General features: G+C 66.0%; 18 protein-coding genes. 9 read left to right on the top strand and 9 right to left on the bottom strand.

What is annotated here, in order from left to right:
- Window positions 1-213: 213 nt before the first annotated feature.
- The 9 genes from HWX25_RS02640 to HWX25_RS02600 all read left to right on the top strand — a co-directional run bounded on the left by HWX25_RS02640 (window position 214) and on the right by HWX25_RS02600 (window position 10,679).
- Window positions 214-1,764: a sensor domain-containing diguanylate cyclase gene (locus HWX25_RS02640; RefSeq protein ID WP_175906932.1), complete on the top strand. Its 1,551-nt coding sequence runs from the start codon at window positions 214-216 to the stop codon at window positions 1,762-1,764.
- Between the two features lie 268 nt (window positions 1,765-2,032).
- Window positions 2,033-2,311 (top strand): hypothetical protein, encoded by a 279-nt coding sequence (locus tag HWX25_RS02635; protein WP_059819108.1) that lies wholly within the window; start codon window positions 2,033-2,035, stop codon window positions 2,309-2,311.
- 231 nt (window positions 2,312-2,542) lie between these two features.
- Window positions 2,543-3,580, top strand: coding sequence for a succinylglutamate desuccinylase/aspartoacylase family protein (locus tag HWX25_RS02630; protein WP_175906929.1), 1,038 nt, complete (start codon window positions 2,543-2,545; stop codon window positions 3,578-3,580).
- Window positions 3,581-3,854: 274 nt separating this feature from the next.
- Window positions 3,855-4,415 (top strand): GNAT family N-acetyltransferase, encoded by a 561-nt coding sequence (locus tag HWX25_RS02625; protein WP_059525532.1) that lies wholly within the window; start codon window positions 3,855-3,857, stop codon window positions 4,413-4,415.
- A 63-nt stretch (window positions 4,416-4,478) separates the two neighbouring features.
- A complete protein-coding gene (locus HWX25_RS02620) occupies window positions 4,479-5,420 on the top strand; it encodes an ABC transporter substrate-binding protein (RefSeq protein WP_175906927.1) in 942 nt (313 codons plus the stop codon).
- Window positions 5,421-5,458: 38 nt separating this feature from the next.
- The gene (locus tag HWX25_RS02615; protein WP_175906925.1) at window positions 5,459-6,508 is read left to right on the top strand and encodes an LLM class flavin-dependent oxidoreductase; all 1,050 of its coding nucleotides are present in this window, start codon (window positions 5,459-5,461) and stop codon (window positions 6,506-6,508) included.
- Window positions 6,509-6,515: 7 nt separating this feature from the next.
- Window positions 6,516-7,874, top strand: coding sequence for an LLM class flavin-dependent oxidoreductase (locus HWX25_RS02610; protein ID WP_175906923.1), 1,359 nt, complete (start codon window positions 6,516-6,518; stop codon window positions 7,872-7,874).
- 59 nt (window positions 7,875-7,933) lie between these two features.
- Window positions 7,934-9,715 (top strand): amino acid ABC transporter permease/ATP-binding protein, encoded by a 1,782-nt coding sequence (locus tag HWX25_RS33690; protein WP_175906921.1) that lies wholly within the window; start codon window positions 7,934-7,936, stop codon window positions 9,713-9,715.
- Between the two features lie 34 nt (window positions 9,716-9,749).
- Window positions 9,750-10,679: an ABC transporter substrate-binding protein gene (locus tag HWX25_RS02600; protein ID WP_175906919.1), complete on the top strand. Its 930-nt coding sequence runs from the start codon at window positions 9,750-9,752 to the stop codon at window positions 10,677-10,679.
- 116 nt (window positions 10,680-10,795) lie between these two features.
- On the opposite strand, the gene tssJ is transcribed toward HWX25_RS02600, so the two are convergent.
- From tssJ to HWX25_RS02555, 9 genes are all read right to left on the bottom strand, one after another.
- On the bottom strand, window positions 10,796-11,323 hold the full coding sequence (gene tssJ / locus HWX25_RS02595) for a type VI secretion system lipoprotein TssJ (RefSeq protein WP_175906917.1): 528 nt from the start codon (window positions 11,321-11,323) through the stop codon (window positions 10,796-10,798).
- A gap of 12 nt (window positions 11,324-11,335) precedes the next feature.
- Entirely contained in the window at window positions 11,336-12,454 is a 1,119-nt protein-coding gene (gene tssG / locus HWX25_RS02590) for a type VI secretion system baseplate subunit TssG (RefSeq protein WP_175906915.1), read from the bottom strand.
- Window positions 12,451-14,265 carry a type VI secretion system baseplate subunit TssF gene (tssF, locus tag HWX25_RS02585; RefSeq protein WP_175906913.1) on the bottom strand — a complete coding sequence of 605 codons (1,815 nt, stop codon included), beginning with the start codon at window positions 14,263-14,265 and terminating at the stop codon, window positions 12,451-12,453. Before tssF ends, tssG begins: the two co-directional genes overlap by 4 nt.
- Before the next feature lie 12 nt (window positions 14,266-14,277).
- A complete protein-coding gene (gene tssA / locus HWX25_RS02580; protein ID WP_175906910.1) occupies window positions 14,278-15,858 on the bottom strand; it encodes a type VI secretion system protein TssA in 1,581 nt (526 codons plus the stop codon).
- The gene (locus HWX25_RS02575) at window positions 15,858-19,367 is read right to left on the bottom strand and encodes an ImcF-related family protein (RefSeq protein ID WP_175906908.1); all 3,510 of its coding nucleotides are present in this window, start codon (window positions 19,365-19,367) and stop codon (window positions 15,858-15,860) included. The genes tssA and HWX25_RS02575 overlap by 1 nt, the downstream gene beginning before the upstream one ends.
- Window positions 19,368-19,465: 98 nt before the next feature.
- The gene (locus HWX25_RS02570; protein ID WP_175906906.1) at window positions 19,466-19,756 is read right to left on the bottom strand and encodes a PAAR domain-containing protein; all 291 of its coding nucleotides are present in this window, start codon (window positions 19,754-19,756) and stop codon (window positions 19,466-19,468) included.
- 89 nt (window positions 19,757-19,845) lie between these two features.
- A complete protein-coding gene (locus HWX25_RS02565) occupies window positions 19,846-21,099 on the bottom strand; it encodes a hypothetical protein (protein ID WP_175906904.1) in 1,254 nt (417 codons plus the stop codon).
- A 10-nt stretch (window positions 21,100-21,109) separates the two neighbouring features.
- Window positions 21,110-22,201, bottom strand: a complete 1,092-nt coding sequence (locus HWX25_RS02560; protein ID WP_175906903.1) for a T6SS immunity protein Tli4 family protein — start codon at window positions 22,199-22,201, stop codon at window positions 21,110-21,112.
- A complete protein-coding gene (locus HWX25_RS02555) occupies window positions 22,198-22,911 on the bottom strand; it encodes a hypothetical protein (protein WP_175906901.1) in 714 nt (237 codons plus the stop codon). Before HWX25_RS02555 ends, HWX25_RS02560 begins: the two co-directional genes overlap by 4 nt.
- Window positions 22,912-23,242 lie beyond the last annotated feature (331 nt).

Raw genomic sequence — 23,242 nt, 5'->3', positions numbered from 1 at the left:
GATCGTCCCGTGGGCAACGACGCCTGCCCCCGCGTCGGCGAGTGCGCAAGGCGCGCGCCGGCGTGGTCGACGACGACTCGCCGGCGCCCCCGCACGACACGCGCGGCCGACGTTTCATGGTAATGTCGTGCGCATCCGGCTCGCCGGTCACTCCGCCACGTGCCGTGCGGGGCGGCCGGCAATGCGCCGCATCGTGTCGAGGTCAAAATAGCCATGGCAGTCAAGGCAAGCCTCCTGAATGCCGTTCTCGCCACTCCCCCCTGCGGCAATCACCGCGTGACGGCCGCGCTGCGCCCGTCGATGCTCGTCACGCTGTTCGAGGACGTGCGCCCGATGGCGCTGTCCGGCCTCGCCAGCGCGTTCGTCGCGGCGATCGCGCTGATCCGGCTGCAACAACTCTGGTGTTTCGTCTGGCTCGTCGTCGACGTCGGCCTGCTCGCCGCGCGGCTCGCAATCGCGCGCGCGTATGCCGTGCACCGTGCCGCCGGCGACGATCGCGCCGAATACTGGGCGCTGCGCTATGCGCCTGTGTCGCTCGCTGCGTGCTTCGTGCTCGGCCTCGGCGTGATGGGCTGCGTGGAGGCGCCCGACGCCGAGCTCGGCACGCTGTCGGTGATGGTCGCGGGCGGCGTGTTCGGCGGGATCGCGTCGCGCAATTCGGCGCTGCCCCGGCTCGCGATGACCCAGGTCACGCTCGGCGTCCTGCCGATCGGCCTCGGCGCGGTGCTGGTCGACCGGCCCGGCGCCTGGCTGCTGCTGCCGCCGCTCGCGATCTATCTCGCGGCCATGCGCACGGTCGTCCAGCGTCATTACCGCGTGCTGGTCGCGCTGATCGCCGCGCGCCAGCGCAACGCCGAGCTCGTCGCGCGCTTCGACGCCGCCCTCACCTACATGCCGCACGGCCTGTGCATGATCGACGGCGAGAGCCGCGTGATCGTCGCGAACCGCCGCACCGCGCAATTGTTCGGCTCGCCGCGCGAGATCATGCTCGACACACCGCTGCCCGACGTCGTCGCGGCGCTCGGCGCGAACGCGGTGGCCGATTCCGACGGCGCAGGTCTCGCCGCGCAATGCGACGTCTGGCTGAACCATGACGAACCGGTGCCGCTCGACATCACCCTCGCCGACGGCCGACAGCTGGAGCTGACCCGCCATCGCGTGCCGGACGGCAACGCGGTGATCATCGTCGAGGACGTCACCACGCGCCGCCGCAGCGAGCAGCACATCCGGCACCTCGCGCGACACGACGCGCTGACGGGTTTGCCGAACCGCCACGAACTGCATGCGCAACTCAAGCGGATGCTCGCGCACCGGCCGCACCTGCCGAGCGCCACGCTCGCCGTCATGTATCTCGACCTCGACGGCTTCAAGGCAATCAACGACCGGTTCGGCCATCAGGCCGGCGATGAAGTGCTCACGCAGGTCGCCGAGCGGCTCGGCAAGACGCTGCCGCCCGGCGAGCTGGCGGCTCGGATCGGCGGCGACGAGTTCGTCGTCGCGCTCGACGCCACCACGATGCACGCCTGCTCGCTCCTCGCCGCGCGGATCATCCGGCAGATCTCGGCGCCGTATACGTTGTCGATCGGCGAGACCGTCAGCTTCGGGATCAGCATCGGCATCGCGCTCGACGACGGGCACGGCTCCCCCGACGAACTGATCCGCCAGGCCGACAGCGCGCTGTACGACGCGAAGTCGGCCGGCAAGGGAATCTACCGCTTCTATTCGGCCGGAAGCAGCCGAGTGACGCCCGCGACCACGAGCTGAGCGCGCGCCGTTCGCGTTGACGCCGGCGGCCTCCGCGCGTCCCTTCGCTTTCCGCGATTCATTCCCGAAACGCTTTGCGTGACTTCGCGCATACGCGCAGGTGTTCCGCCGCGCGCGCCCGTGTCACGTGACGTGTTCCGTAACATCGGCCCGCGCCGCGCGTCACGTTCGCCGCAGAAGCCCGCACGATCGGGGCGGCGCACGGTATTTCATGGCTGGCACCCTTATTGCTCCTTGACTGGGAAACAGGATGTCAGGGAGCCCAAACATGAATACCGTCGAAGTCCTCAGCCATGCGGAAGCGAGCGATCAACTGGACGTGATCGACGGCGCCTCGCTGATCCGACGGCTCGTTTCCGAGCACCGCGCGCCCGCCGCGCGTGAAGCCGCGTGCGTCGTCGACAATCCGCCGCTGACGCTGTACGGCGCATATCGCCAGGGCGTCACCGATCACGCGGCGCGACGCGCAAATCCGTATCGCGCCGGCAGCCGTTTCTGGGCGCTGTGGGAAGAAGGACGTATCGAAGCTGAAACCTCCGGTCGCTGACGCGATCGCGCGCGCCGGCCCCGTCGCGACAAGGGGCCGACGCGCCGCACGGCATGTGCGCGCCGGCATGCGTTTCAGCGCTGCAACATCGCGTGCGGCTGCTCGCGTTGCGGATGTCGCGGGTTCGCACGCGGGCCGGTTGACGGCGTCCGGCATTGCCCGCACCACGCACGCCGCGCGGCGGTCGTTTCCCGATAAGATGGCAGATTCCGTTCATCGAACGATGCCGCCATGACCGCCTCCTCCTCCTCCCACCGAAATCCCATCCACTGCGAAATCGATCTCGATGCGCAAGGCAAGCATGCGGGCTATCTGCGCCTGCCGCATTCCGTGCATCGCTCCGCATACGGCTGGCTGCCGATCCCGATCGCGTCGATCCGCAACGGCGACGGCCCGGTCGCGCTCGTGATGGCCGGCAATCACGGCGACGAATACGAAGGCCAGATCATCGTGTCGCAGCTGATGCGCGAGATCGATCCGGAGATGGTCAGCGGGCAGTTGATCCTGCTGCCGATGGCGAACTTCCCCGCGGCCGACGCCGGCTTGCGCGTGTCGCCGCTCGACGAGGGCAACCTGAATCGCAGCTTCCCCGGCGACCCGGCCGGCACGCCGACGCAGATGATCGCGCATTACATCGAGCATGCGCTGCTGTCGCGCTCGCAGTATCTGGTCGACCTGCATTCGGGCGGCAGCTCGCTGCTGTACCAGGGCGGCAACATGCTCGCGATCGACCCGCTCGACGACGACGAGGCCGCGAAGCTCAACGGCCTGCTGGTCGCGTTCGGGCTGCCGAACGCGCTGCTGCACGCGCCGAACCCGGTGCACTCGGCATCGGCCGCGCGTCGGCAGGGCGCGATCTCGATCGTGACCGAACTCGGCGGCGCGGGGATGGCCGATCCGTCGCTGATCCGGCTCGGCCGCCACGGGCTGCTGCACTACCTCGGCCATATCGGCCTGCTGCACGGCGCGCTCGTGCCCGACGCGCCGCCGACCGTCACGCGCTTCCTGCGTGTCGACGGCGATCGCCACTTCGTCTACGCGTACGAGCACGGGCTGTACGAACCGCTCGTCGAACTCGGCGACCAGGTGAAGGCCGGCCAGCCGGCCGCGTGGGTGCACTTCCCCGATACGCCGCTGCGCGAACCGGTGCTGCACCGCTTCAACGGCGACGGCGAAGTGGTGTGCAAGCGCGTGCCCGCGCAGGTGCGGCGTGGCGATTGCCTGTTTCAGCTGGCGGAGGCGTCGACGCCTCCGCGCGTCATCGGGTAATGCGCCTGATCGACTATGGCTTCTTCGCCCACCCCACTCCCCCCTGCAAGCCTTCTGACGCTCCCCGCGAAATCCTTATCGAAATTGCTTCGTTCGTCTTTGCCGGCCGCGCCGCTAACGTGTTCGAAACGGCGGCGGCACGCCGGATGCAGCGCAGGAAGCACCGCGGCCGCCGTCATCACGACAACCGCGTCGCGATAACGGAGCAGACCGGACGGGCCGTGTGGCAGGCCCCCGCCAGGAACGTCCGCATCGCGCGCCCTTCGCGATGCCCATGGCCACGAACGACCGCCTCATCGACACGACACCGCTCGACGTCCGCGCCCAGCCGCTGGTCGACGCGCTGATCGACGAATACGCGACGCGCTACGACGCGTATCGCCCCGACAGCCGCGCGTCCGCACGCGACGAACTCGCGCGCTACCCGGCCGAGCTGTTCGCGCCGCCCGAAGGCGCGTTCGTGCTGCTGCTGCGCGACGGCGAAACGATCGGCGGCGGCGCATTCAAGCGCTACGACGCGCAGACCGCCGAACTCAAACGCATCTGGACCCGCGCGGACCTGCGCCGCCAGGGGCTCGCGCGCCTGATCGTCGATGCGCTCGAACTGCGTGCCGCGCAGCAGGGCTATCGACGCGTGTACCTGACCACCGGCTTTCGCCAGCCCGAAGCGTGGGCGCTGTACGACCGCACCGGCTATACGCGGCTGTTCGATTCGTCGATCGATCCGGAAGCGTATTTCCACCTGCGCTTCGGCAAGGATCTCGCCGATCCGTCGCGCACGTCGACGCTCGCCGACCTGTGGGCGCCGCTTCCCGAAGCCGTGCTGCCGCGCTGAACGCCCCGCGCCACCCGATTCCGCTCTCCCGTTCCCCAAGACACGAAACGACAGGACACATCCATGCAACGAGCCGTACCCTTCACGCCGCGTGCGCTCCGCACGCTGGCCGCCGCGCTGATCGGCGTGACCGCGATCGCCGCGGCCGCCGCGACCTTCGACCTCAGCCCCGAGCAACGTGGCCGCCCGCGCGGTGCGGCCGATGCGGCCGTCGAGCGCGCGGTGCCCGCGTCGTTCAGGTTCGCCGAAGCCGGCACGCTGACGATCGGCGTCGCGCCGAGCCTGCCGCCGATCAGCTCGTATGCGACCGACGCGCGCACGGTGATCGGCTTCGACGCGGACGTCGGCCAGCTCGTGTCCGACAGCCTCGGCCGCAAGCTGAAGATCGTCCCGCTCGCATGGGCCGACTGGCCGCTCGCGCTCGAATCGGGGAAAGTCGACGCGGTGATCTCGAACGTAACCGTCACCGAGGAGCGCAAGCAGAAGTTCGATTTCTCGACCTACCGCAAGGACCAGGTCGGCTTCTACGTGCGCAACGACAGCAAGATCCAGTCGATCCGCGAGCCGAAGGACGTCGCGGGGCTGCGCATCGTCACCGATGCCGGCACCAACCAGGAAAAGATCCTGCTCGCATGGGATCGCGAGAACGTCGCGCACGGCCTGAAGCCCGTTCAGGTCCAGTACTACGACGACCAGGCGATGCGGATCGTCGCCGTGCAGTCGGGCCGCGCCGATGCCGTGTTCAGCGTGAACTCGGTGCTCGCCTACCAGAGCGCGCAGCAGGGCAAGACGCGCCTCGTCGGCGCGATCAGCGGCGGCTGGCCGCGCACGGCCGACATCGCGATCGCGACGCGCCGCGGCAGCGGGCTCGCCGATCCGCTGACGGTCGCGCTGAACGGGCTGATCCGGAACGGCCGCTATCAGCAGGTCCTCGACCGCTGGAACCTCGCCTCCGAAGCGATCGACCAGTCGCGCACGAATCCGCCGGGCTTGCCGAAGAGCTGAGCGCCGCCCGTCCACGCCCTCGCAGGAACGCCGACACCATGTCTTATTCGCTTTCATTGCTGGACAAAAGCCCGATCGCCGACGGCGCGACCGCCGCCGACGCGCTGCGCTTCACGACGACCCTCGCGCGGCGCGCGGAACAGCTCGGCTACGAGCGCTTCTGGGTCGCCGAGCATCACGGCGCGCCGGGCTTCGCGAGCTCCGCGCCCGAGATCGTCGTCGCGCACCTGCTCGCGCACACGTCGCGCATTCGCGTCGGTTCGGGCGGCGTGATGCTGCAGCACTACAGCCCGTTCAAGGTCGCCGAGTCGTTCAAGCTGCTCGCCGCGCTCGGGCCGGGCCGCGTCGATCTCGGCATCGGCAAGGCGCCCGGTGGATTGCCGCTGACCACGCGCGCGCTGCAGTGGTTTCACGACAAGGCGAAGAAGCCCGACTTCGCGGGCCAGCTCGCGGAACTCGACGCGTTCCTCGGCTGGGGCGTCGCCGAGGATCATCCGCTCGCCGGCGCGGTCGCGATGCCGGTGCCGCCGCACGCGCCCGAACGCATCCTGCTCGGCGGCTCGCCCGACAGCGGCGCGCTCGCCGCCCGCCACGGCTGGCGCTTCTGCTACGCAGGACACTTCAACGGCGACGACGCGAACCTCGAACGCTCGCTGGCGGCGTACCGCGACGCGGGCGGCACACGCCCGATCGTCGCGTTGTACGCCGTCGCCGCGCCGACCCGCGACGAAGCCGAGCAACTGATCGGGCCGCTGAAGATCTTCAAGCTGCAATTCGCCGGCGGCCAGAGCTTCAATCTGCCGAGCGCGCAGGCCGCCGCCGAATTCGCGCGACAGAGCGGCGCGTCCGACTACCGGATCGACGAGTTGCGCCCGACCGTGCTGGCCGATACGCCCGAACGCGTGCACCGCGCGCTCGACGTGCTGAGCCGGCGGCTCGACGTCGATGCATTCGTGATCGACTCGCCGGTGACCGACTACGCGGCGCGGCTCGCGTCGGCCGAATGGCTCGGCGGCGCGCAATCGATCACGCCCGTGCAGGCGGCCCTGGCCGCCGAACGTTTCCCTTCCCCCGACCAGAACGCCTGACGCTCCCATGACGACCCGACGATCGATTCCCTTCGGCCTGATGCTGCAAGGCGCAGGCAGCCACATGAACGCGTGGCGGCATCCGAGCAACCCGCCAGACGCGAGCATCAACCTCGACTTCGCGATCGGCATCGCGCGCAAGGCGGAAGCCGCCGGCATCGCGTTCGCGTTCGTCGCGGACGGCCTCTACATCAACGAGAAGTCGATCCCGCACTTCCTGAACCGCTTCGAGCCGCTCACCGTGCTGTCGGCGCTCGCGGTCGCGACGAAGAAGATCGGCCTCGCGGGCACGATCTCGACGTCGTACAGCGAGCCGTTCACGGTCGCGCGCCAGCTCGCGTCGCTCGATGCGATCAGCGGCGGGCGCGCGGGCTGGAACGTCGTCACGACGCCGCTCGAAGGCACCGCGAAGAATTTCGGCAAGGCGCATCCCGATCACGAACTGCGCTACGAAATCGCCGACGAATACCTCGACGTCGTGCAGGGGCTGTGGGACAGCTGGGACGACGACGCGTTCGTGCGCGATCGCGCGAGCGGGCGCTTCTTCGATCGCGACAAGCTCCATACGCTCGATCATCACGGCCGCTTCTTCCAGGTTGCCGGCCCGCTGAACATCCAGCGCTCGCCGCAGGGGCAGCCGGTGATCTTCCAGGCCGGCTCGTCCGACACCGGCATCGGGCTCGCGGGCAAGTACGCGGACGCCGTGTTCACGCATTCGCCGTCGCTCGACGAAACGGCCGCGTTCACGCGGCGCGTGAAGCAAAGCGCGGTCGAGCACGGGCGGCAGCCGGGCGACGTGAAGATCTTCCCCGGCGTCGGGCCGATCGTCGGCCGCACGGCCGCCGAGGCCGAAGACAAGTATCAGGCGATCCGCGACCTGCTGACGATCGACGAGGCGCTCGCGTATCTCGGCCGCTATTTCGATCACCACGATTTCACGCAGTACGCGCTCGACGCACCGTTCCCCGAACTCGGCGATATCGGCCGCAACAGCTTCCGCTCGACCACCGACCGAATCAAGGCCGACGCGAAGCGCAAGCGCCTCACGCTGCGCGAGACGGCACTCGCCGTCGCGACGCCGCGCCCGAACTTCATCGGCACGGCCAAGCACGTCGCCGACGAGCTGATCCGCTGGCACGACGCCGGAGCCGGCGACGGCTTCATCCTCGGCTTCCCGGTGCAGGCCCAGGGCGTCGACGATTTCGTCGAACTCGTGATTCCGGTGCTCGAGGCGCGCGGCCGCTACCGCCGCGACCTGCCGGGCAGCACGCTGCGCGACCACCTCGGCCTGCCGCGCAAGGCGAGCCGCCACGCGGCGCCCGGCGCGGTGCAGAAACAAGGCGACGCGGCCGAAGCGCACGCCTGACGCCTGCGCGCCGCCTCGCGCGGCGCATCCGGCCAACTCGATCGAGGACCCTCACCGACATGAGCGACACGACCCATCTCGGCGGCGCACTGCCGCCGCTCACTTCCTCCCCCGCCCGCGACGCCGGCACGCGCCCGCGCATCGTGCCGGCCCGGCACAGGTCGCGCACGGTCGGCACCGTGCTCGCGCTCGTGCTGATCGCGCTCGCGCTGCATTCGATTCTCGGCAACCCGCAATGGGGCTGGCCGGTGTTCGCCGAATGGTTCCTGTCGCCGCCGGTGCTGTCCGGGCTCGCGCGCACGCTGGTGCTGACGCTGCTCGGCGCGGTGTTCGGCTTCGCGCTCGGTGCGCTCGTCGCGCTGGCCCGGCTGTCGCGCTCGCGCCTGCTTGCCGCGAGCGCGTGGACGTTCGTGTGGCTGTTCCGCTCGATTCCGCTGATCGTGCTGCTGCTGATCCTGAACAACCTCGGCTACCTGTACGAACACGTGCGGCTCGGCGTGCCGTTCACCGACATTGTGTGGTTCGACACGCCGACCACCGACCTGATCAGCCCGTTCCTTGCGGCCGTGCTCGGCCTCACGCTGAACCACGCGGCGTTTTCCGCGGAAGTGATTCGCGGCGGCATTCTCGCGGTCGACCAGGGGCAGCTCGAAGCGGCCGCCGCGCTCGGCCTGCCGCGCGGCCGCCAGACCACGCGCATCGTGTTGCCGCAGGCGATGCGCGCGATCCTGCCGACCGCGTTCAACGACCTGATCACGCTCGCGAAAGGCACGTCGATGGTCTACGTGCTCGCGATGCCCGAACTGTTCTACACGGTGCAGGTGATCTATCGCCGCAATCTGGAAGTGATTCCGCTGCTGATGGTCGCGACCGTCTGGTACCTGATCATCCTGACCGTGCTGTCCGCGATCCAGGTGCAGGTCGAGCGCCACTATGCGCGCGGTGCGCTGCGCAATCCGCCGCCGTCGGCGCTGACGTTCGTGCTGGCGCGCATCGGTGCGCTGCGGCGGCGTGCGGCGACACACAGCGCGACGGCCGATGCGACGTTTCAGGGCAACGCTGATGCGCCCGTGCCGCGCACCGGCGGCGAGGTCGCCGTGCACAACGTGTCGAAGCAGTTCGGCATGCAGCGCGTGCTCGACAACGTGTCGTTCGTCGCGCCGCGCGGCAGCGTGACGGTGATCGTCGGGCCGTCCGGCTCGGGCAAGTCGACGCTGCTGCGCACGATCAACCATCTCGAACGCGTCGACGACGGCGTCATCGACATCGACGGCGAGCTGATCGGCTATCGGCGCGACGGCGACGTGCTGCACGAGCTGAAGGAGCGCGACGTGCTGAAGCGGCGCACGGCGGTCGGAATGGTGTTCCAGAACTTCAACCTGTTTCCGCACCTGACGGTGTTCGAGAACCTGATCGAGGCGCCGGTCGCCGTCGGCGGCGTCACGCGCGAGGCCGCCGAGCGCACCGCGCGCACGCTGCTCGCGCGCGTCGGCCTCGCGGACAAGGCCGATGCCTACCCGCGCCAGCTGTCCGGCGGCCAGCAGCAGCGCGTCGCGATCGCGCGGGCGCTCGCGTTGCGCCCGAAGGTGCTGCTGTTCGACGAGCCGACGTCGGCGCTCGATCCCGAACTGGTCAACGAAGTGCTCGACGTGATCAAGGAGCTGGCGCGCTCGGGCACCACGCTCGTGATCGTCACGCACGAGATCGGCTTCGCGCGCGAGGTCGCGGACAACGTGCTGTTCATGGAGCGCGGCCGCATCGTCGAGTCGGGCCCGCCCGCCGTCGTGCTCGACGCGCCGGCCCATCCGCGCACGCGCGCGTTCCTGTCGCGGGTGCTCTGATGCGCGCCGCTCACGACTTCCGAGGCAACCGACGATGATCGACCGACGCCAGTTCATGACCGCCGCGCTCGCGGCCGCCGCCGGCCTCCGGTGGCATGCGGCCGACGCGGCCGCGACCGCCGATCTCGATCCGCGCCAGGCCGGCCGGATCCGCGCGTCGCGCGACGATGCGGCGATTCGCGCGGCAGGCAACTACCGCTGGGTACGCGACGGCGCGTTCACGGTTGCGATTTCGCCGCACGCACCGCCGGTGTCGACCTATGCGACCGACGCGCGCACGGTCGTGGGCGCCGATCCCGACTATGCGCAGCTCGTCGCGGACGCGCTCGGCCGCACGCTGGTGCTGGTGCCGATCGCGTGGGCCGACTGGCCGCTCGGGCTCACGTCGGGCAAGTACGACGCCGTGATCTCGAACGTCGGCGTGACCGAGAAGCGCAAGGAGAAATACGATTTCACGACCTATCGGCTCGGGCTGCACGGCTTCTACGTGCGCACCGCGAGCCCGATCGCGAAGATTGCCGAGCCGAAGGACGTCGCGGGCCTGCGCGTCATCACGGGTGCGGGCACGAGCCAGGAGCGCATCCTGCTCGAATGGAGCCGACGCAACGTCGCGCAAGGGCTGAAGGCGACCGAACTGCTCTATTTCGACGACGATGCGGCAGCCCGCGTCGCGTTGCTGTCGGGCCGCGCCGACGCCGAGCTGAACCCGAATGCGTCGCTGGCTTACGAGGCCGCGCGCGACGGCAAGATTCGTCGGGTCGGCGTCGTCAACGCGGGCTGGCCGGCGAATGCGGATGTCGCGATAGCGACGCGTCGCGGCAGCGGGCTCGCGCCGGCGCTGACGCTCGCAACGAACGCGCTGATCGGCAACGGCCGCTACGGGCAGGCGCTGGCGCGCTGGGGGTTGCAGAGCGAGGCGGTCGCGCGCGCGGAGACGAATCCGCCGGGGTTGCCGTCGTTTTGACGGTGCGGCGTCATGGCGGGCACGCCATGCGGTGCCGAACCTGTCACGGACAACGTTGCGCCACGACCAGTTTCACGTCCGTCGTCGCCACCTGATTGCCGTTCACATGCAATTGATCACCGGGATGCATTCTCAGATGCACTGGCAGAAAGCAGAAGCTGATCGACCAGTTCGAGCTTCAACGGCTTGTCTGCGTCGAGCTTCTTCTTCTCGATCACGACCTTCCAGTCATCGCCGCTTCCAGGGTTGCGGTAGAACGCAACAATCGCGACATACTTGGTATCGACCTGCATCGGCTGCGAGAGGCTCGCGGCCGCGCCCGGATTCAGGACCGTCGCCATGTTGGCCTGCAGATCCTGCACAAGCATTGTCCGATCGTTCTTCAGCAGGTCGTTGTAGGACGCGCCATCGAACATCTTGCGGTCCTTCAACTGATACACGCGCACCGCAACCGACGTCGGGCGGCCGGCGTCGTCCGGATTCAACGCCTCGCGTGCCGACAAATCGATGTTGAGCACCTTGACCTGCTTGAAGAAGACAGTGCGGTAGGCGCTCGACGAGGCATCGGAGACGGTTTGCCATGCGCCGCATGCCGACAGCAGCAGAACGGATGCAAGGGTCGAAACGGCGAAGCGGATAGTCATAGTCTTCTCTGGTCAAACATGTTGTGTCAGGTGTGGATTGGTCCCGGGCGCAGGAAACGCTTCATAGACGCCGAGCGCGATGTTGATCACGCGCTCTTCGTCGGCGGGCAGCACGGTCGTCCAGCCGAGGCGCGGCGCCTGATCAGCATGTGCCGGACCGATCGCGGGTTGCGGCGCATGACGTGACGACAATTCCATGCGCAGGTGCACGTCGGCCTTGACGCCAACATACAACTGCACGAACGCCATCAACTCACGATGCAGCCACGCGCCAGGCAGGAGATCGCGGGCCTGCTGCGCATCCGCTGGCCGTAGCGTCACACGCACCGCGCGACTGCGATAGGCCATCCGTTTGCCCAGCACGTAGCCGCCGCCGAGGCCCCGGCGCCTGCCCTCCGCCGATGAACCGGCAAACTGGCCCGACGTCAGCGGCTGCGCTTGTCCGACGCGCATAGCCACTGGAAAGAACTCGTCGACGCGAACCTCGATACCGGGTACGGCCAGTGCGATGACGCCGGTCAGGCCTTCGGGCGTGCGCGTGTGCTGGATCAGCAACCCCAGCAGCGCGAGCAATCGCGAATCCGGCAGGCCGGCGCGCCGCGGCTTGTCGCCCCACCCGAAGCCGGCCAGGCACAGCAGGTTGCGCGAATGCGCGTCGCTGCCGCCCGGGCGGAAGCTTTCCGGATAGCGGTATTTCTTCCACGCGCGGTACAGCAGCGTGACGTACCGGTGATTGAACTGGTCAAGAAACGCTTCGACGACCTCATGCCCCTCCTCGCGCAACACGATCTCGTCGATCATGTGCGGCGGCATCGCCGCGTCGACACCATACAGGCCCATGAACGTCGTGCGTACGGTCGGCGGTGCATCGGGACGCTCGTCGTCAAACTCTACCGCCGAGATTTCTCCCGCCGGAAAGCCGACGCGCGGCCGCGGCCGGAAGCGCACGCGCTCATGCTCGGCCGTGTCCTGCGTGCCCAAGCCCGGCGAGTCAGGCACCCGCACCTCGAGCAGCCTGCAAAGCTGCATGAAGTTCATGCGTGGCGCGCGGGCCAGCAGCGACGCGACCAGCGGCTCGAGATTCGGCAACGCGTCTCCCAAGGAGACATCCTGCGGGGCGTGCTGCTTCATAGCGGCGCCCGTTGCGCCTTGCTGCGCGGCCACACGGTGCGGGCCTGCGACGGCAGGCTGATGATCGACAGCTTCGTGAACAGGTTGATCTCCGCGTATTGTGCAAAGAAGCGATGCAGCAACTCGCCGAACAGCATCACGTCACCCTCGCCCGCGAACGCATGCGAATCGAGCGTCACCTCGATCAGCACGCCGCGCTCGACCGAGCCACCGGTTACTTCCTCGAGCAATTCCTGCGAAACCCACAGAATGCCCGCCAGCCGCCGGCGGTTCAGCTCATCGTCGGTCCAGTCGTACAGCGCGAGCGCCCCGCGCAGCACTTCCGCGTTCATCATCGACAGAAAATTCGGCGCTAGATGCGACAGCACGCGCCACTGGAAACGGTCCTCCGTCGGCGGATACAGCGGCAGCGTCGGCGACACGAGATTGCGCACGCCCGCGACGTTCGGCGTGCTGGCCGCGAGTTCGTCGAGACTGGCTTCACGCAGCCCCTTGCGCGGCAACAGGCCATTCGTTCCCGTCACGCGCAGCGACAGGCTTTCTTCCGGCAGCGTGTCCATCGTCTCCCACGCGTGTCCGCCGAGAATCACCCAGGTTTCATGCAGCCCCGACACCCCTGGTCGCACGCGCGCGTGGAAATAGCGCTCCGGCGCCTCGTGTCGCAGCATGCCGCCGCGGTGCCGGAACGTCGCGAACGGCACATATTCGTATCGTTCGGCCGAGTCGTGGTCGAACGTCGCGATCGCGTCGACCGAATAGGTTTCGACGTGCTCGCCTTGATGGCCTGCCGGCACCACGCGGTATTCGGTTTCGTGATGGTCGATCTCGATCGGCTCCGCATCCAGCTCGAACAGGTTGATCACGGGCGAGCAGAACAGCCGCACGTTCTCCGCGGTGAAGCGCTGGTCCGACGGATAGACATGCGTCAGTACGATCTCCAGCTCGAAGCGGGTCGAACTTTCGGGCAGCTTCGCGATGTCCAGTCCGCACAGGTCGACGAAGAGAAATTTCTCGCGGAACGTGAAGTATTCGAGCAGCATCTGATAGCCGGAGAAGGCCGCATCGGCCTTGGGCCACAACCGCTCCTCGGCCGAGAAACCGGCCGGCTCGATCGTCACGCCGGCGAGCGGCACCGCTTCGCCGTCGCGGACTTCCGGAATGCGCCACTGGATCGCATCGACCTGCCGCGTGAGCGCGAGATGCATCGCGAACGCGGTCGGCAGATCCGCATTCAGGTGCAGGCGCAGCCGCGACAAATCCGTTTCCTTGCGAAGTGCCGAGCCGTCCAGCGCAAAGCCAAGCCGGATCACCGACCGTCCGTCATAACGGACGAACGGTCCGGCGTGCGTAATGGCGACCGGTTGTAGCGCGACAGCCTGCGTGGTTCGGTACTGGCACTGCACGGTTCTCGGTGTCGTGCCCTCGGCGCCGGGTGCAGGCGGCACGGTGATCGGCGCGGCACGCACGGGCACGCCGGCCGGCACCACCTCGGTCTTCTGAAGCTTTTCCGCGAGCGGGAGAAGTTCGACCACCGACAGCGACGGGATCATCCGCAGATAATGCGGCCAGAGCAGGCTCACGAGCCCTTCGGTGAGTTCCGGCAGTTCGTCGTCGAGCTTCTGCCGAAGCCGGCCGGTCAGGAACGCAAAGCCTTCGAAAAGCCGCTCGACATAGGGGTCGCGATCGCCGACGCGATCGAGGTTGAGCAGGCGTGCGCGATCAGGATGCGCCTTCGCGAATTCCTTGCCGGACTCGCGCAGGTAGCGCATTTCCGCTTCGTAGTAGCGCAGAATCGGGTCGTCGTTTTGCATTGATCTTCGTTCTTATGAGAGGGTCAGGGCGCGCGCGGGGTCCAGTACGGTCAGTTCCGCCTGCAGTTCGCCGATGCGGCGCGCAAGTGCCGGTTTGTCGGCATCCTTGCGGTTGCTCATCGCTTTCAATGCACGAACGAGCTGTTGCTTGACCTCGAACACCAGCGCCGGCTCCCAGCGCATCAGCGGCAGCGACCGGGATGACGTATCGAGCTCGGCAAGCAGCGCGAGCGCCGTATCAGGACGACCGGCATGATCGGCAACGCGCGCCATCACGAGCCGTTGCAGATAGCGGTGACGTTCGGTCTTCATGCCCGGCAGCGCTTCGAGCCACGCGAATGCGGCCTCGACGCCCTCACGCGCGGTCGCGTCGCGCGCCTGCGCCTCGATTTCCGGCCAGTCGCCGGCGGCATCGCCCTCGCTGTCGGCCGATACGGGCAGTGGGACGACGGCCTCACCCGCTTCGAGGTCTCGCACAACCGCGTGCCGCGCGATCCATTCGAGCGTCGTGTCGTCGGCGAACGGTGTGCCGTCGTTGAACGCCAGCCGCTCGATGCCCGGCAAGCGTTCGAGGAACAGCGCGAAGTCCGCGCGCAGCAGTTCGCGCCATGTGTGGTACGGCGCACCGACGTGGTCGAGTGCGACATGCTGGAAGTACTGCAGGTCGAACCACAGGTGATTGACGCCTTCCATGAACGCGCCTTCGACGCGTTCGAGCAGTTCGTGCCACTGCTTCTGCAGCACGAGACGTTTCATTTGCTGCCTCAGTTCGCCGCGTGGTGGTACGAGCCGTGTATGCGATGCTGCGTCCGCCGGCGGCACCTCGTGCAGCGTGTCCCAGCGGATGCTGCGTACGAGCCGCACCGACGGCAGGTAGCCGTTCTCCTGGCTGCGCAGCCATACCGCCATCGTGCGCGCCTGCTCCAGCAAATCGCGTGTCGACGCTATCGCGCCGGATGTCGTCGACGCGGTTGTGGTTGCTGACGCAACCGTCTCGGTTTCCATGCTGCGCGGCGCTTCGCCATTGCGCTCGAAACGAGAGACGAGCGGCTGCAGGTTCGGGCGCGCTGCGTCTGGCCACGCGCCGGTGATGGCCACCAGCACATCGAGCGCGGCGAGCGCCCGCTCGAGATCGGCGGGCGCGAACTCGCCGCGGCTTTCCAGCAGCTCGAGCACGCGCGCGGTTGCCAGCATTTCGAGCGCGCCCTTCTTTGCCTCGGCGCGCGCGGGCAGCACCGCTTCTCCGAACCGGTCGACGAGCGCGGCCGCCAGCTCGAGTCCGTCCGCGAAACCGGCGGGGCCGTCCTGCCGCAACCGCGCAAACGCGTGGTAGCCCGCCAGACGCAGATCCTTGCCGGTTTCGTTGAGAAGCTGTTCGCAGGATCGGACGATCAGTCCGTCATCGATACCGGAAAGCTTTTGCGTTTCTTCCCGAAGCGCGAAGAATACGTCCTCGTAGCCGGGATCGCGGCCGACCCCGCTCTCGCCGGCAAGCGGCTGCAACCATGCACTCCATGTGTCGAGCCGTGCACGCACGAGTTGCTCGGCGTCGTCGCGCGCCGGAAAGAGGCTCTTGAACAGTCCACCCAGCATTATTCGGTCTCCGAAAACGTGCCACGCGGCAGGGGCACCGCGGCGTGCTTCGCCGCCGCGATCATCGATGCCGGTAACGGCGGTGGATTGCTGGACGAAAGCTTCGGTCCCGATTTTGTCGAGCCGGTCACGAAAATTCGCGTCGGCAGCGTGAAGTTGCGCAACTGCAGCACGTCCAGCGGCCCCGCGCCCGCCTCGCTGCGTAGCTGCACCCTGAGTGGAATGCCTTGGCTCGTGTCCGGCGTCCAGGTCAGCAGATAGCGCGCGCCGTCCTGCTGCGACACCTTCGCACGCTCCAGCAGCCGGATCAGGCCGAATCGGCCCTGCGAATCCAGCGCGGTACGCAAGCCACCCTGCTCGGTCTGCCATTCGATGTGCGACAGGTTTTCCAGCGACTGGCCCGGCCACTCGAACGGCGTCCACTCCTGCTTCTGGTTGAAGTAGTGCAATTCGCGTCCGGACAGCACGAACCGCATGTCGGTGACGCCCGGTGTCGGCACCGCCTGCAACTCATAGCGCACGCGCGCGTCGCCGGACGGGAACAGCACCGTCGAGATTCGCGTGAGCTTGTTCAGGCTGGCGAGGAAGCCCGGATCGATCGTCAGCGCGCCGTGGCCGGCGCCCTGCGCGGCCACCCACCGGTCGCCCTGCCGCTCGATGACGCCAGCCAGCTGCGTCGTGACGAACTGCGTGATCACGCCGTTGTCGGGGCGCATGAAGCGTGCCATTTCGGGTAACGACGCATCGTTGTCGGAGTCGGCGAACGGATAGCGGCCGCCGAATGCCCTGTTCCAGTCGGCCAGGATTGCGGTGCGCCAGATCTCGTTCAGGCTCGCGGCGGCCGGCTGCACGACGACCTGCCACGACTGATCGAACGGCGCGCGGAACAGTTCGCCGAACCCCGACCACTGCTCGCCCAGGCTGGCGGCCAACCGGCTTGCGTAGTCGCGGCTGTCGGCGATGTCGGATGTCTTGCCCTGCAGCACCGACTGCGCGGCCAGACGCGCCATCGCGTCCGGATCGGCGCCGGAAACGATCTGCGACGCCTTGAGCCGCATCGCAGTGACCCGCTCGAGGTAGCGCGCGAGACTCAGGTCTCCAGTCGCGGCGAGCTGCGCGGCGGCTTTGCCGTTGCCTGGCGCACCTGACACCAGATCACTGCCGGTCAGGCGCAAGATCGGGCCGAACGCCGTGGCAAGCGGCGCAAGCTGCGGCTGAGCCTGCTTCGACGGGTCCTTCTCGCTGCCGCCGACAAGTTGCTGCGCCTTGTTGATCAGGTTGTCGGCCAGCGACTGCGCATTCGCGCCCGTGCCAGCCTGATAGACGATCGCGTTCATCAACGCGACGAGCGGCGAGCGTTGCGGGTCGCCAAGCAGCGTCAGCTGGTCGGCCGTGGCCGACAGCGTTGCGGCGGGTTGCCAGCGCAGGCCGTTGAGGAACAGCGCCCAGGCGCGCGCGTAGTCGTCGAAGTAACGCTGGCGCAGGTCGGCCTTCAAGGTCGACGGGGTGGCCTGGGTAGTCTTGACGTCGGATAACACCCAGTCGCCCGCAGCGTTTTGCCGCTCGCTCGCTTCGTCGATCGCCTTCGCGATCCGTTCGTCCCATGCTGCGCGCGTGAACACGCACGGGACCGTCGCCGTCGTGTTGAACAGGCCGCGGCTGGTCGTATCGCCTAGCAGTGTCGCGAGCGACACGGGCGGATATTTGGCCTTCGCGTCGTCGAGGATCTGCTGGTACACAGCGTCGGTCGAGTTCTGGATGCCGCGCACGCCAATGACCGTCTGGCGGGTCGAAGCAACGAGGCCGAGATCCGGGGTGATTGCCGGCAACCCACCGCGGCCCAAATGGTCCGCAAAGAAGGCAATCGTGTGCTGGCGAAGGTCTTCCCAGGCGCCCGACGATAGCGGCGAGTTGCCCGGTCGCACGGGTGCCGCCGTTGCAGCGAGCTGCGGTGTCAGGAATGACGCGACAGCGCGTTCGGGCTTCGCGAGCATCAGGTAGGCCTTCAGCGTGTCGTAGGCGGCCTGCACCTGCGCATTCCCGCCGCTGGCGATCTCGGCATCCGACAGCGACGCAAGCTGATGCAGGCGTTCCTCGAGCTTCTGACGGATCGGTGCAACGAGGATGCGGCTCGCCACGTTGGCGTAGCGCGGCCACAGTGCGTCGAGCAGCGCGCCGTCGCGGTTCAGGCCGAAACGGGTCAGCCAAGGGGCACCGTCGCGCCGATGGACTTCGAGCGTGTCGATCTGCTTGTCGAGACGGTCCAGCGTCAACATCGCCAGGGTGCGATCCTGCGTTCCCGACAGCTTCGTGAGCGTGTCCCCGGCTGCCTGAATCGTCGCGCGGTTCGTGAAGCCCGACACCATCGTGCCGACGATCCACAAGCCGATCAGGGTCGTGGTGAGCCAGGCGGCCGTCGTCGACAGCGAGAAGCCGACCCGGCGGCCGTGGATCTTGCGACTGTGCTCAGCGACCATCTGCCAGATCGTTCGATGTTGCGGGCCGAGCGGCAACTCGTCGTCTTCCGGGGCGCCGGATGCCGGAGGTGCCAGTTCCCGCGCCTTGAACAGCGGTGCGAACAGGACGCCATGAACCGCGTGCCGCCAGACGCGGGACTGGGCGGTTTGCAGCACCAATCCCGACAACGCGACGCGCAGATCCGAAATATGCCGCGACAGCTCGGCGGGATAGCGGTCACCCGCATCCTTCGTCAAACGCACGACGCCCACGTCCGCGAGGTTGTAGGCGAGGTCGCCCAACGAAGCGTCGATCTCGTCAGCCTTGATGCGCGCGTTCGCCCACGTGAAGCCGATCGCCTCGTCGAGACTCGACGTTTCGTCGCCGAAATCCGTGACGTTGAGCAGATATGCGGGCGCCGCCCAATGCAGTGCACGTGCGTGACGGGCGAGCCGCTGCGAGAGATTGTCGGCGTCGAACGGCGCATGGGCCGAGCTGCGGTTGCGCGTCACCGCGACGATCGCGTCGACCGGGCGGCGACGGCGCAGGCGGCGGATTTGCTCGAGCCAATCCGTGTCGAGCGTGTTGCTCGTTTGTTTCGCGTAGAGCAGGACGGTGTCGCCTGTGATCGCGTAGCCGGCGTCGGCGAGGCCTGGTGCCAGGCGCTTGACGAGCGGTTCGTCGCCGGCAACCAGCACCCAGCGATCCCGGTAGCGCCAGCGCCAGCCGTGGCGATCGCGAAGACAATTACGCAACGCAGCACCGCGCGAGTCACCGAGCGGGGCATTGGCATCGCGCGGCTCAGATGATGAATCGATCTGTTTCGCGACCCAATACCGAATACGCCGCGCTGCCACGGCTGGGCGGGACGAAGCGTCGAAGCTGAACCACAGATACAGCACGACGAAGACGATGCACAGCGCGACAAGTCCCATCGCGCGCTGTTCGGCCGAGCGCAAGCCGACCCAGTCGCCCTTGAACCAGATTAGCAGCCCAGGCAGGATGACCACAATAACGACGCTCAGAATGTCGATCCGGAACTTGCGAAGCATATTGAATAGAAATTGAACCGAGTTTGCTCATACAGATGCAGGCGCGTTGGTAAGCGACGACGCGAATGCGGTTTGTTGCTGAAGTCTTTCGCCTCAACTCAGATGTCCACATAAGACGACTGCTGGGATGGCAGCAGTCGGGGCGGCGGATCGCACTTGCATACGCATAGATCATCGCTGAGCGCGCCTTCCCGACCGTCCGGCCCCCGCATCGACAAGCGCGGGCCTTGGCACACAATTTTTCCCACCGCCTGGCATGCGGAGCACCAGACATCGTCGCGCTCGTACGCCTGTTCGCGATCGCCGACCCGGTCGTTCGAATCGCCTCCCAATACCGTGCCGTCCGATGTTGTCTTGTCGCCTTTCAAAATGTCGTACCGCCTGACCATGATTTAATCTCCTGAATTCCTGGGGGGCCGAGTGTTGCCCTGTGCGCTGCCGCGATGCAAAGAGCGGAAAAGACACCCGTGCCCCCCCTTCATTGCGGGTCGACATTCCGCAAAACAGTGAAGCAAGGTCCTTTCTTGCCGGCGGTCACAACCAGCTGGGCCGAACCATCCTGTGCCGCTGCCTTGGCTGCACACGCCACACCCAGCCAGGACGCGACTTCGCCTGCATGCCCGACCATGTAATCGATGTTCGCGGGCTTCGCGGCGATACCAGCCTTGACTACGGCCGTACTCGCCTCATTTGCTGTGACTGACTCGAGACCGCTTTGCCAGATACGATCGACGGCCGCGGGCTCCACGCGCCCCCAACGCAACGCACGTGCGAGGGCAACATCTACTGGGCATGTGTCAGTCTCGTTTGGTCGATGCAACCAGGCAATCGGCTGTATTTTGAATTCCCGCTGCACCCGCTCCGGTGCGACCAGAAGCGCAATGCCAGCCTCCGCGCTTCCTTCCGGCGGAAGCGCCTGAAGAATGGAGTTCAACCGAACGAAGACAAGCAGACGTGCCTCGTGATCTCGCTTCTGGTTGATTCGATCCAGCCACGCGTCAAGAGCCATCAAGTCGGGAGGCGCTGGCAGTATCTTGGCTTTGAGTGACCGAAGATCGGATTTCGCCCATTGCTTGTTCCATGATGCCAACGCTTCATCCGCGTCCACCGTGTCCGGCAATACCAACTGGATCGCCAGCTTCGATTCCGACGGCAATGAACGCACCACCTCAGCGACATCTTGGATCAGCGCCCCGAACACCCACTCGCGCACGTGACGACGTCGCTCCTCATCGATCATGAATCGCTTCCCGTCTTTGCCTGCGTCGGGCTGCTCGAACCAGCGTGCGTTCACCGGAGGCGTATCCGGTTTCGGCGCGGTCCGCGGTTCGAGTTTGATCGAACCATCCAGCAATTTGTCGAACGACTCTTCTTTCGCATCGCTCGCAAACCGGTATGTAGCAGCAACAAGCGCAAGCGGGCAGCTGGCCTGCTCGAATACGCTATTCACGTGCTTTCCTCGCGCTGCGTTCCACTCGATGGCGTCCAGCCGACGCCCCTCGTAGACGCTATAGCGCCGCAACACGAAGAAGGCTGCAACGCCAACCGGATACACGGTGACGCATATCCAGAACCATAGGGTTCGCGTTGACTCGCCTTTCGGCCAGAACAGCAGGACGGCGAAAACTCCGGCCAGCACGATGACGGAAAACACGACCGTCCAGACGATGCGCGAAGGCGGTTTGTCTGGTTCCGCCTCTTCGGGCGGAAGTTTGGTGAAGTCGACGGGCATCGTGATCCCTTCAGAATCCGTTCGGACGCGGCCGCAAAGTACGAGAGATGACATCCCACACCGCGATCGCTTCGCTTTCCGTGAGTGAGGCTCTTTTTAGGCCGTATCCCGTGAAGTTATTGACGCCCCCATTGTTCATCTCAAATACGAGATAGGGTGTCTTGGCACCGCTGACCGTGATATTTGCCTCGATCCTGAAAAGGTGCCCGGGGACCCTAGCCGCTGTTGTAGCGGAAACCAGCAGCTCATCAGTCTGGATGCCACTGAGGGTGACAGGTCCGGTCCGGATAATTCGGCCACTAATATCCTTCAGGTCCGCTCTTATTTGGGGCAGACGATTCGGAAGCGAATTTTTCTGCGATTCCCGTAAATCGGTGTCAGTTGTCAAGTCAAAGAACACATCAGGGCGCCCCTTCAACGCAAAGAGGATACTGACATCCTCCCCGGTGGCTGCTTTGCGCGGCAGAAAACCATCCTTGAAGCACACACCAGGCTCGCCAGGAATCTCGTCGTCCGCGCGGCCACGAACGCTCGCGGCAAAGTTGAGAACCAGACGGGTTTTTTCGGGAACGTCGTTCACCTTCCAGTCTTTCATTTCATACGGCGTACCCTTCATCCTAACTTCGAATTCGGAATGAATCGAATCAGTCGCCTCAATTCGAAGTTTTATTTGGTATCCGGCATCCCATTTGTACGCTTCAACGGCACGGCCTAGGTCAGCGGTGTCGTCAAGATCGCTCAACGTAACGAAGTAGCGGCTATTTGGCGTGTCCGGCACCTTCCCATAGTCGTACAACACCTGATAGCCAGACATGTTTTTTTTGTCCTTCAGGCTCGCCTCGTAGGCGTTCATTTCCCGGGCGAACTCCTCAATCGACATGCGCTTCGTCTCGAACGTGACTCCCTGAATGGTCACGTTACCTGTCGATAGCGCGTCCTCCGGTACGTCGATCAGGTAGCGTCCCACGCACCGGGGTTTCAAATTGGCGGCTATTTCGGTCACTGTACTTTTCTCCTGTTCAGTCAGCGGCGGAGGATGTTTTCTGCATGCGACAATCGGCACCATCACCAGCGCGATCAAGGCAAGACGACGAAGATTCATTTCCTGTATTCCAGCGTCGTACCCGCGACGTTCTGCAGGATCTTCACTATTCCCCACAACGTAAATTTCTGTTGCGGCAGTTTGGTATACGCAGCGCCGTGATCGACCCCTGGGTAGCCGACAGCGGCACGCGCGTAGCGGGCTGGCGCCACACCTGACCGAATAGGCACCGTGCCGTCGCCGTTCTCGACAGCCGCCTGCAGTTCAAAGGTCTTGTGAACATCTATCGGACCAAGGTTTCCGGCCACCACGTCGATTGTTCCCATCAGGGTATCTGTGTTGACTGGTTTGTTCCGGACGTCATACGCATCACTGTTCCAAAGGGACGAAGCTTGTGTGCGTTTCCACACCACGTCTCCCCAGGTTTTGTGTTCCTTGTCGTCCCCCCAGAAAGCGTAGGTTTGCGGGTGGTATTTCCCGCTGATCGCCTGATGGAATTCTCGAACATCTTTGGCAATCAAGTTCTTGAAATTTGCCAAACTCTGATCCGGTGAAGACTTCATCCCTGGGTCTATCAGATTCTCGTCTATAAGGCTCCACCATGCGCTGCGCTTTGTGTATATCTCATCGTATGGATTACCTTTTTGTGGCAGAGAGAAAAAGCGGCCACCGTCCCTGATCTGTAGCCACCCCTGACCATATTCGGGGCTTGGCAGCAACTGTAGGGGACCGGGAGACTGTGCGAAAACGGGCATCACCTTGCTTGACATGTTCCCCAAAATGAGACTTGTCCCGTAGCTGCTAACGTTTCCGCCCGGTTCGGTACCCGCTTTTACGCGCCGATACGCCGTAGCTGATCCGGTCGCGGGCATCACACCATGTACGATACCGAGAATCTTGTCCCGGTACCCAGGTAGTACCTCGGCACAAAAACGCGATACCAAACCGCCCATCGAATGCGTCACCAGGATGACTTGGCGGTTTCAAGGGCGAAGTGCAACACCTCGCGGGTTACTGAACAGGAGCGCGATCCGTGGGGTTAGCCAGAATCTGAGCAAGGATTTCCAGAGGCGTGTGCCAGTTCAGCGTGGCCCGCGGACG

Origin of the sequence: Burkholderia sp. BCC1640 (assembly GCF_902833125.1) — a bacterium.
GTDB lineage: Bacteria > Pseudomonadota > Gammaproteobacteria > Burkholderiales > Burkholderiaceae > Burkholderia > Burkholderia diffusa.
Note: the sequence above shows the minus strand (reverse complement) of the source record. Positions and strands in the feature narration are given on the sequence as shown.

Coding starts and splice junctions, on each gene's coding strand:
- HWX25_RS02640 (WP_175906932.1), top strand. CDS start 214: ATGGCAGTCAAGGCAAGCCTCCTGAATGCCGTTCTCGCCACTCCCCCC.
- HWX25_RS02635 (WP_059819108.1), top strand. CDS start 2,033: ATGAATACCGTCGAAGTCCTCAGCCATGCGGAAGCGAGCGATCAACTG.
- HWX25_RS02630 (WP_175906929.1), top strand. CDS start 2,543: ATGACCGCCTCCTCCTCCTCCCACCGAAATCCCATCCACTGCGAAATC.
- HWX25_RS02625 (WP_059525532.1), top strand. CDS start 3,855: ATGGCCACGAACGACCGCCTCATCGACACGACACCGCTCGACGTCCGC.
- HWX25_RS02620 (WP_175906927.1), top strand. CDS start 4,479: ATGCAACGAGCCGTACCCTTCACGCCGCGTGCGCTCCGCACGCTGGCC.
- HWX25_RS02615 (WP_175906925.1), top strand. CDS start 5,459: ATGTCTTATTCGCTTTCATTGCTGGACAAAAGCCCGATCGCCGACGGC.
- HWX25_RS02610 (WP_175906923.1), top strand. CDS start 6,516: ATGACGACCCGACGATCGATTCCCTTCGGCCTGATGCTGCAAGGCGCA.
- HWX25_RS33690 (WP_175906921.1), top strand. CDS start 7,934: ATGAGCGACACGACCCATCTCGGCGGCGCACTGCCGCCGCTCACTTCC.
- HWX25_RS02600 (WP_175906919.1), top strand. CDS start 9,750: ATGATCGACCGACGCCAGTTCATGACCGCCGCGCTCGCGGCCGCCGCC.
- tssJ (WP_175906917.1), bottom strand. CDS start 11,323: ATGACTATCCGCTTCGCCGTTTCGACCCTTGCATCCGTTCTGCTGCTG.
- tssG (WP_175906915.1), bottom strand. CDS start 12,454: ATGAAGCAGCACGCCCCGCAGGATGTCTCCTTGGGAGACGCGTTGCCG.
- tssF (WP_175906913.1), bottom strand. CDS start 14,265: ATGCAAAACGACGACCCGATTCTGCGCTACTACGAAGCGGAAATGCGC.
- tssA (WP_175906910.1), bottom strand. CDS start 15,858: ATGCTGGGTGGACTGTTCAAGAGCCTCTTTCCGGCGCGCGACGACGCC.
- HWX25_RS02575 (WP_175906908.1), bottom strand. CDS start 19,367: ATGCTTCGCAAGTTCCGGATCGACATTCTGAGCGTCGTTATTGTGGTC.
- HWX25_RS02570 (WP_175906906.1), bottom strand. CDS start 19,756: ATGGTCAGGCGGTACGACATTTTGAAAGGCGACAAGACAACATCGGAC.
- HWX25_RS02565 (WP_175906904.1), bottom strand. CDS start 21,099: ATGCCCGTCGACTTCACCAAACTTCCGCCCGAAGAGGCGGAACCAGAC.
- HWX25_RS02560 (WP_175906903.1), bottom strand. CDS start 22,201: ATGAATCTTCGTCGTCTTGCCTTGATCGCGCTGGTGATGGTGCCGATT.
- HWX25_RS02555 (WP_175906901.1), bottom strand. CDS start 22,911: ATGTCAAGCAAGGTGATGCCCGTTTTCGCACAGTCTCCCGGTCCCCTA.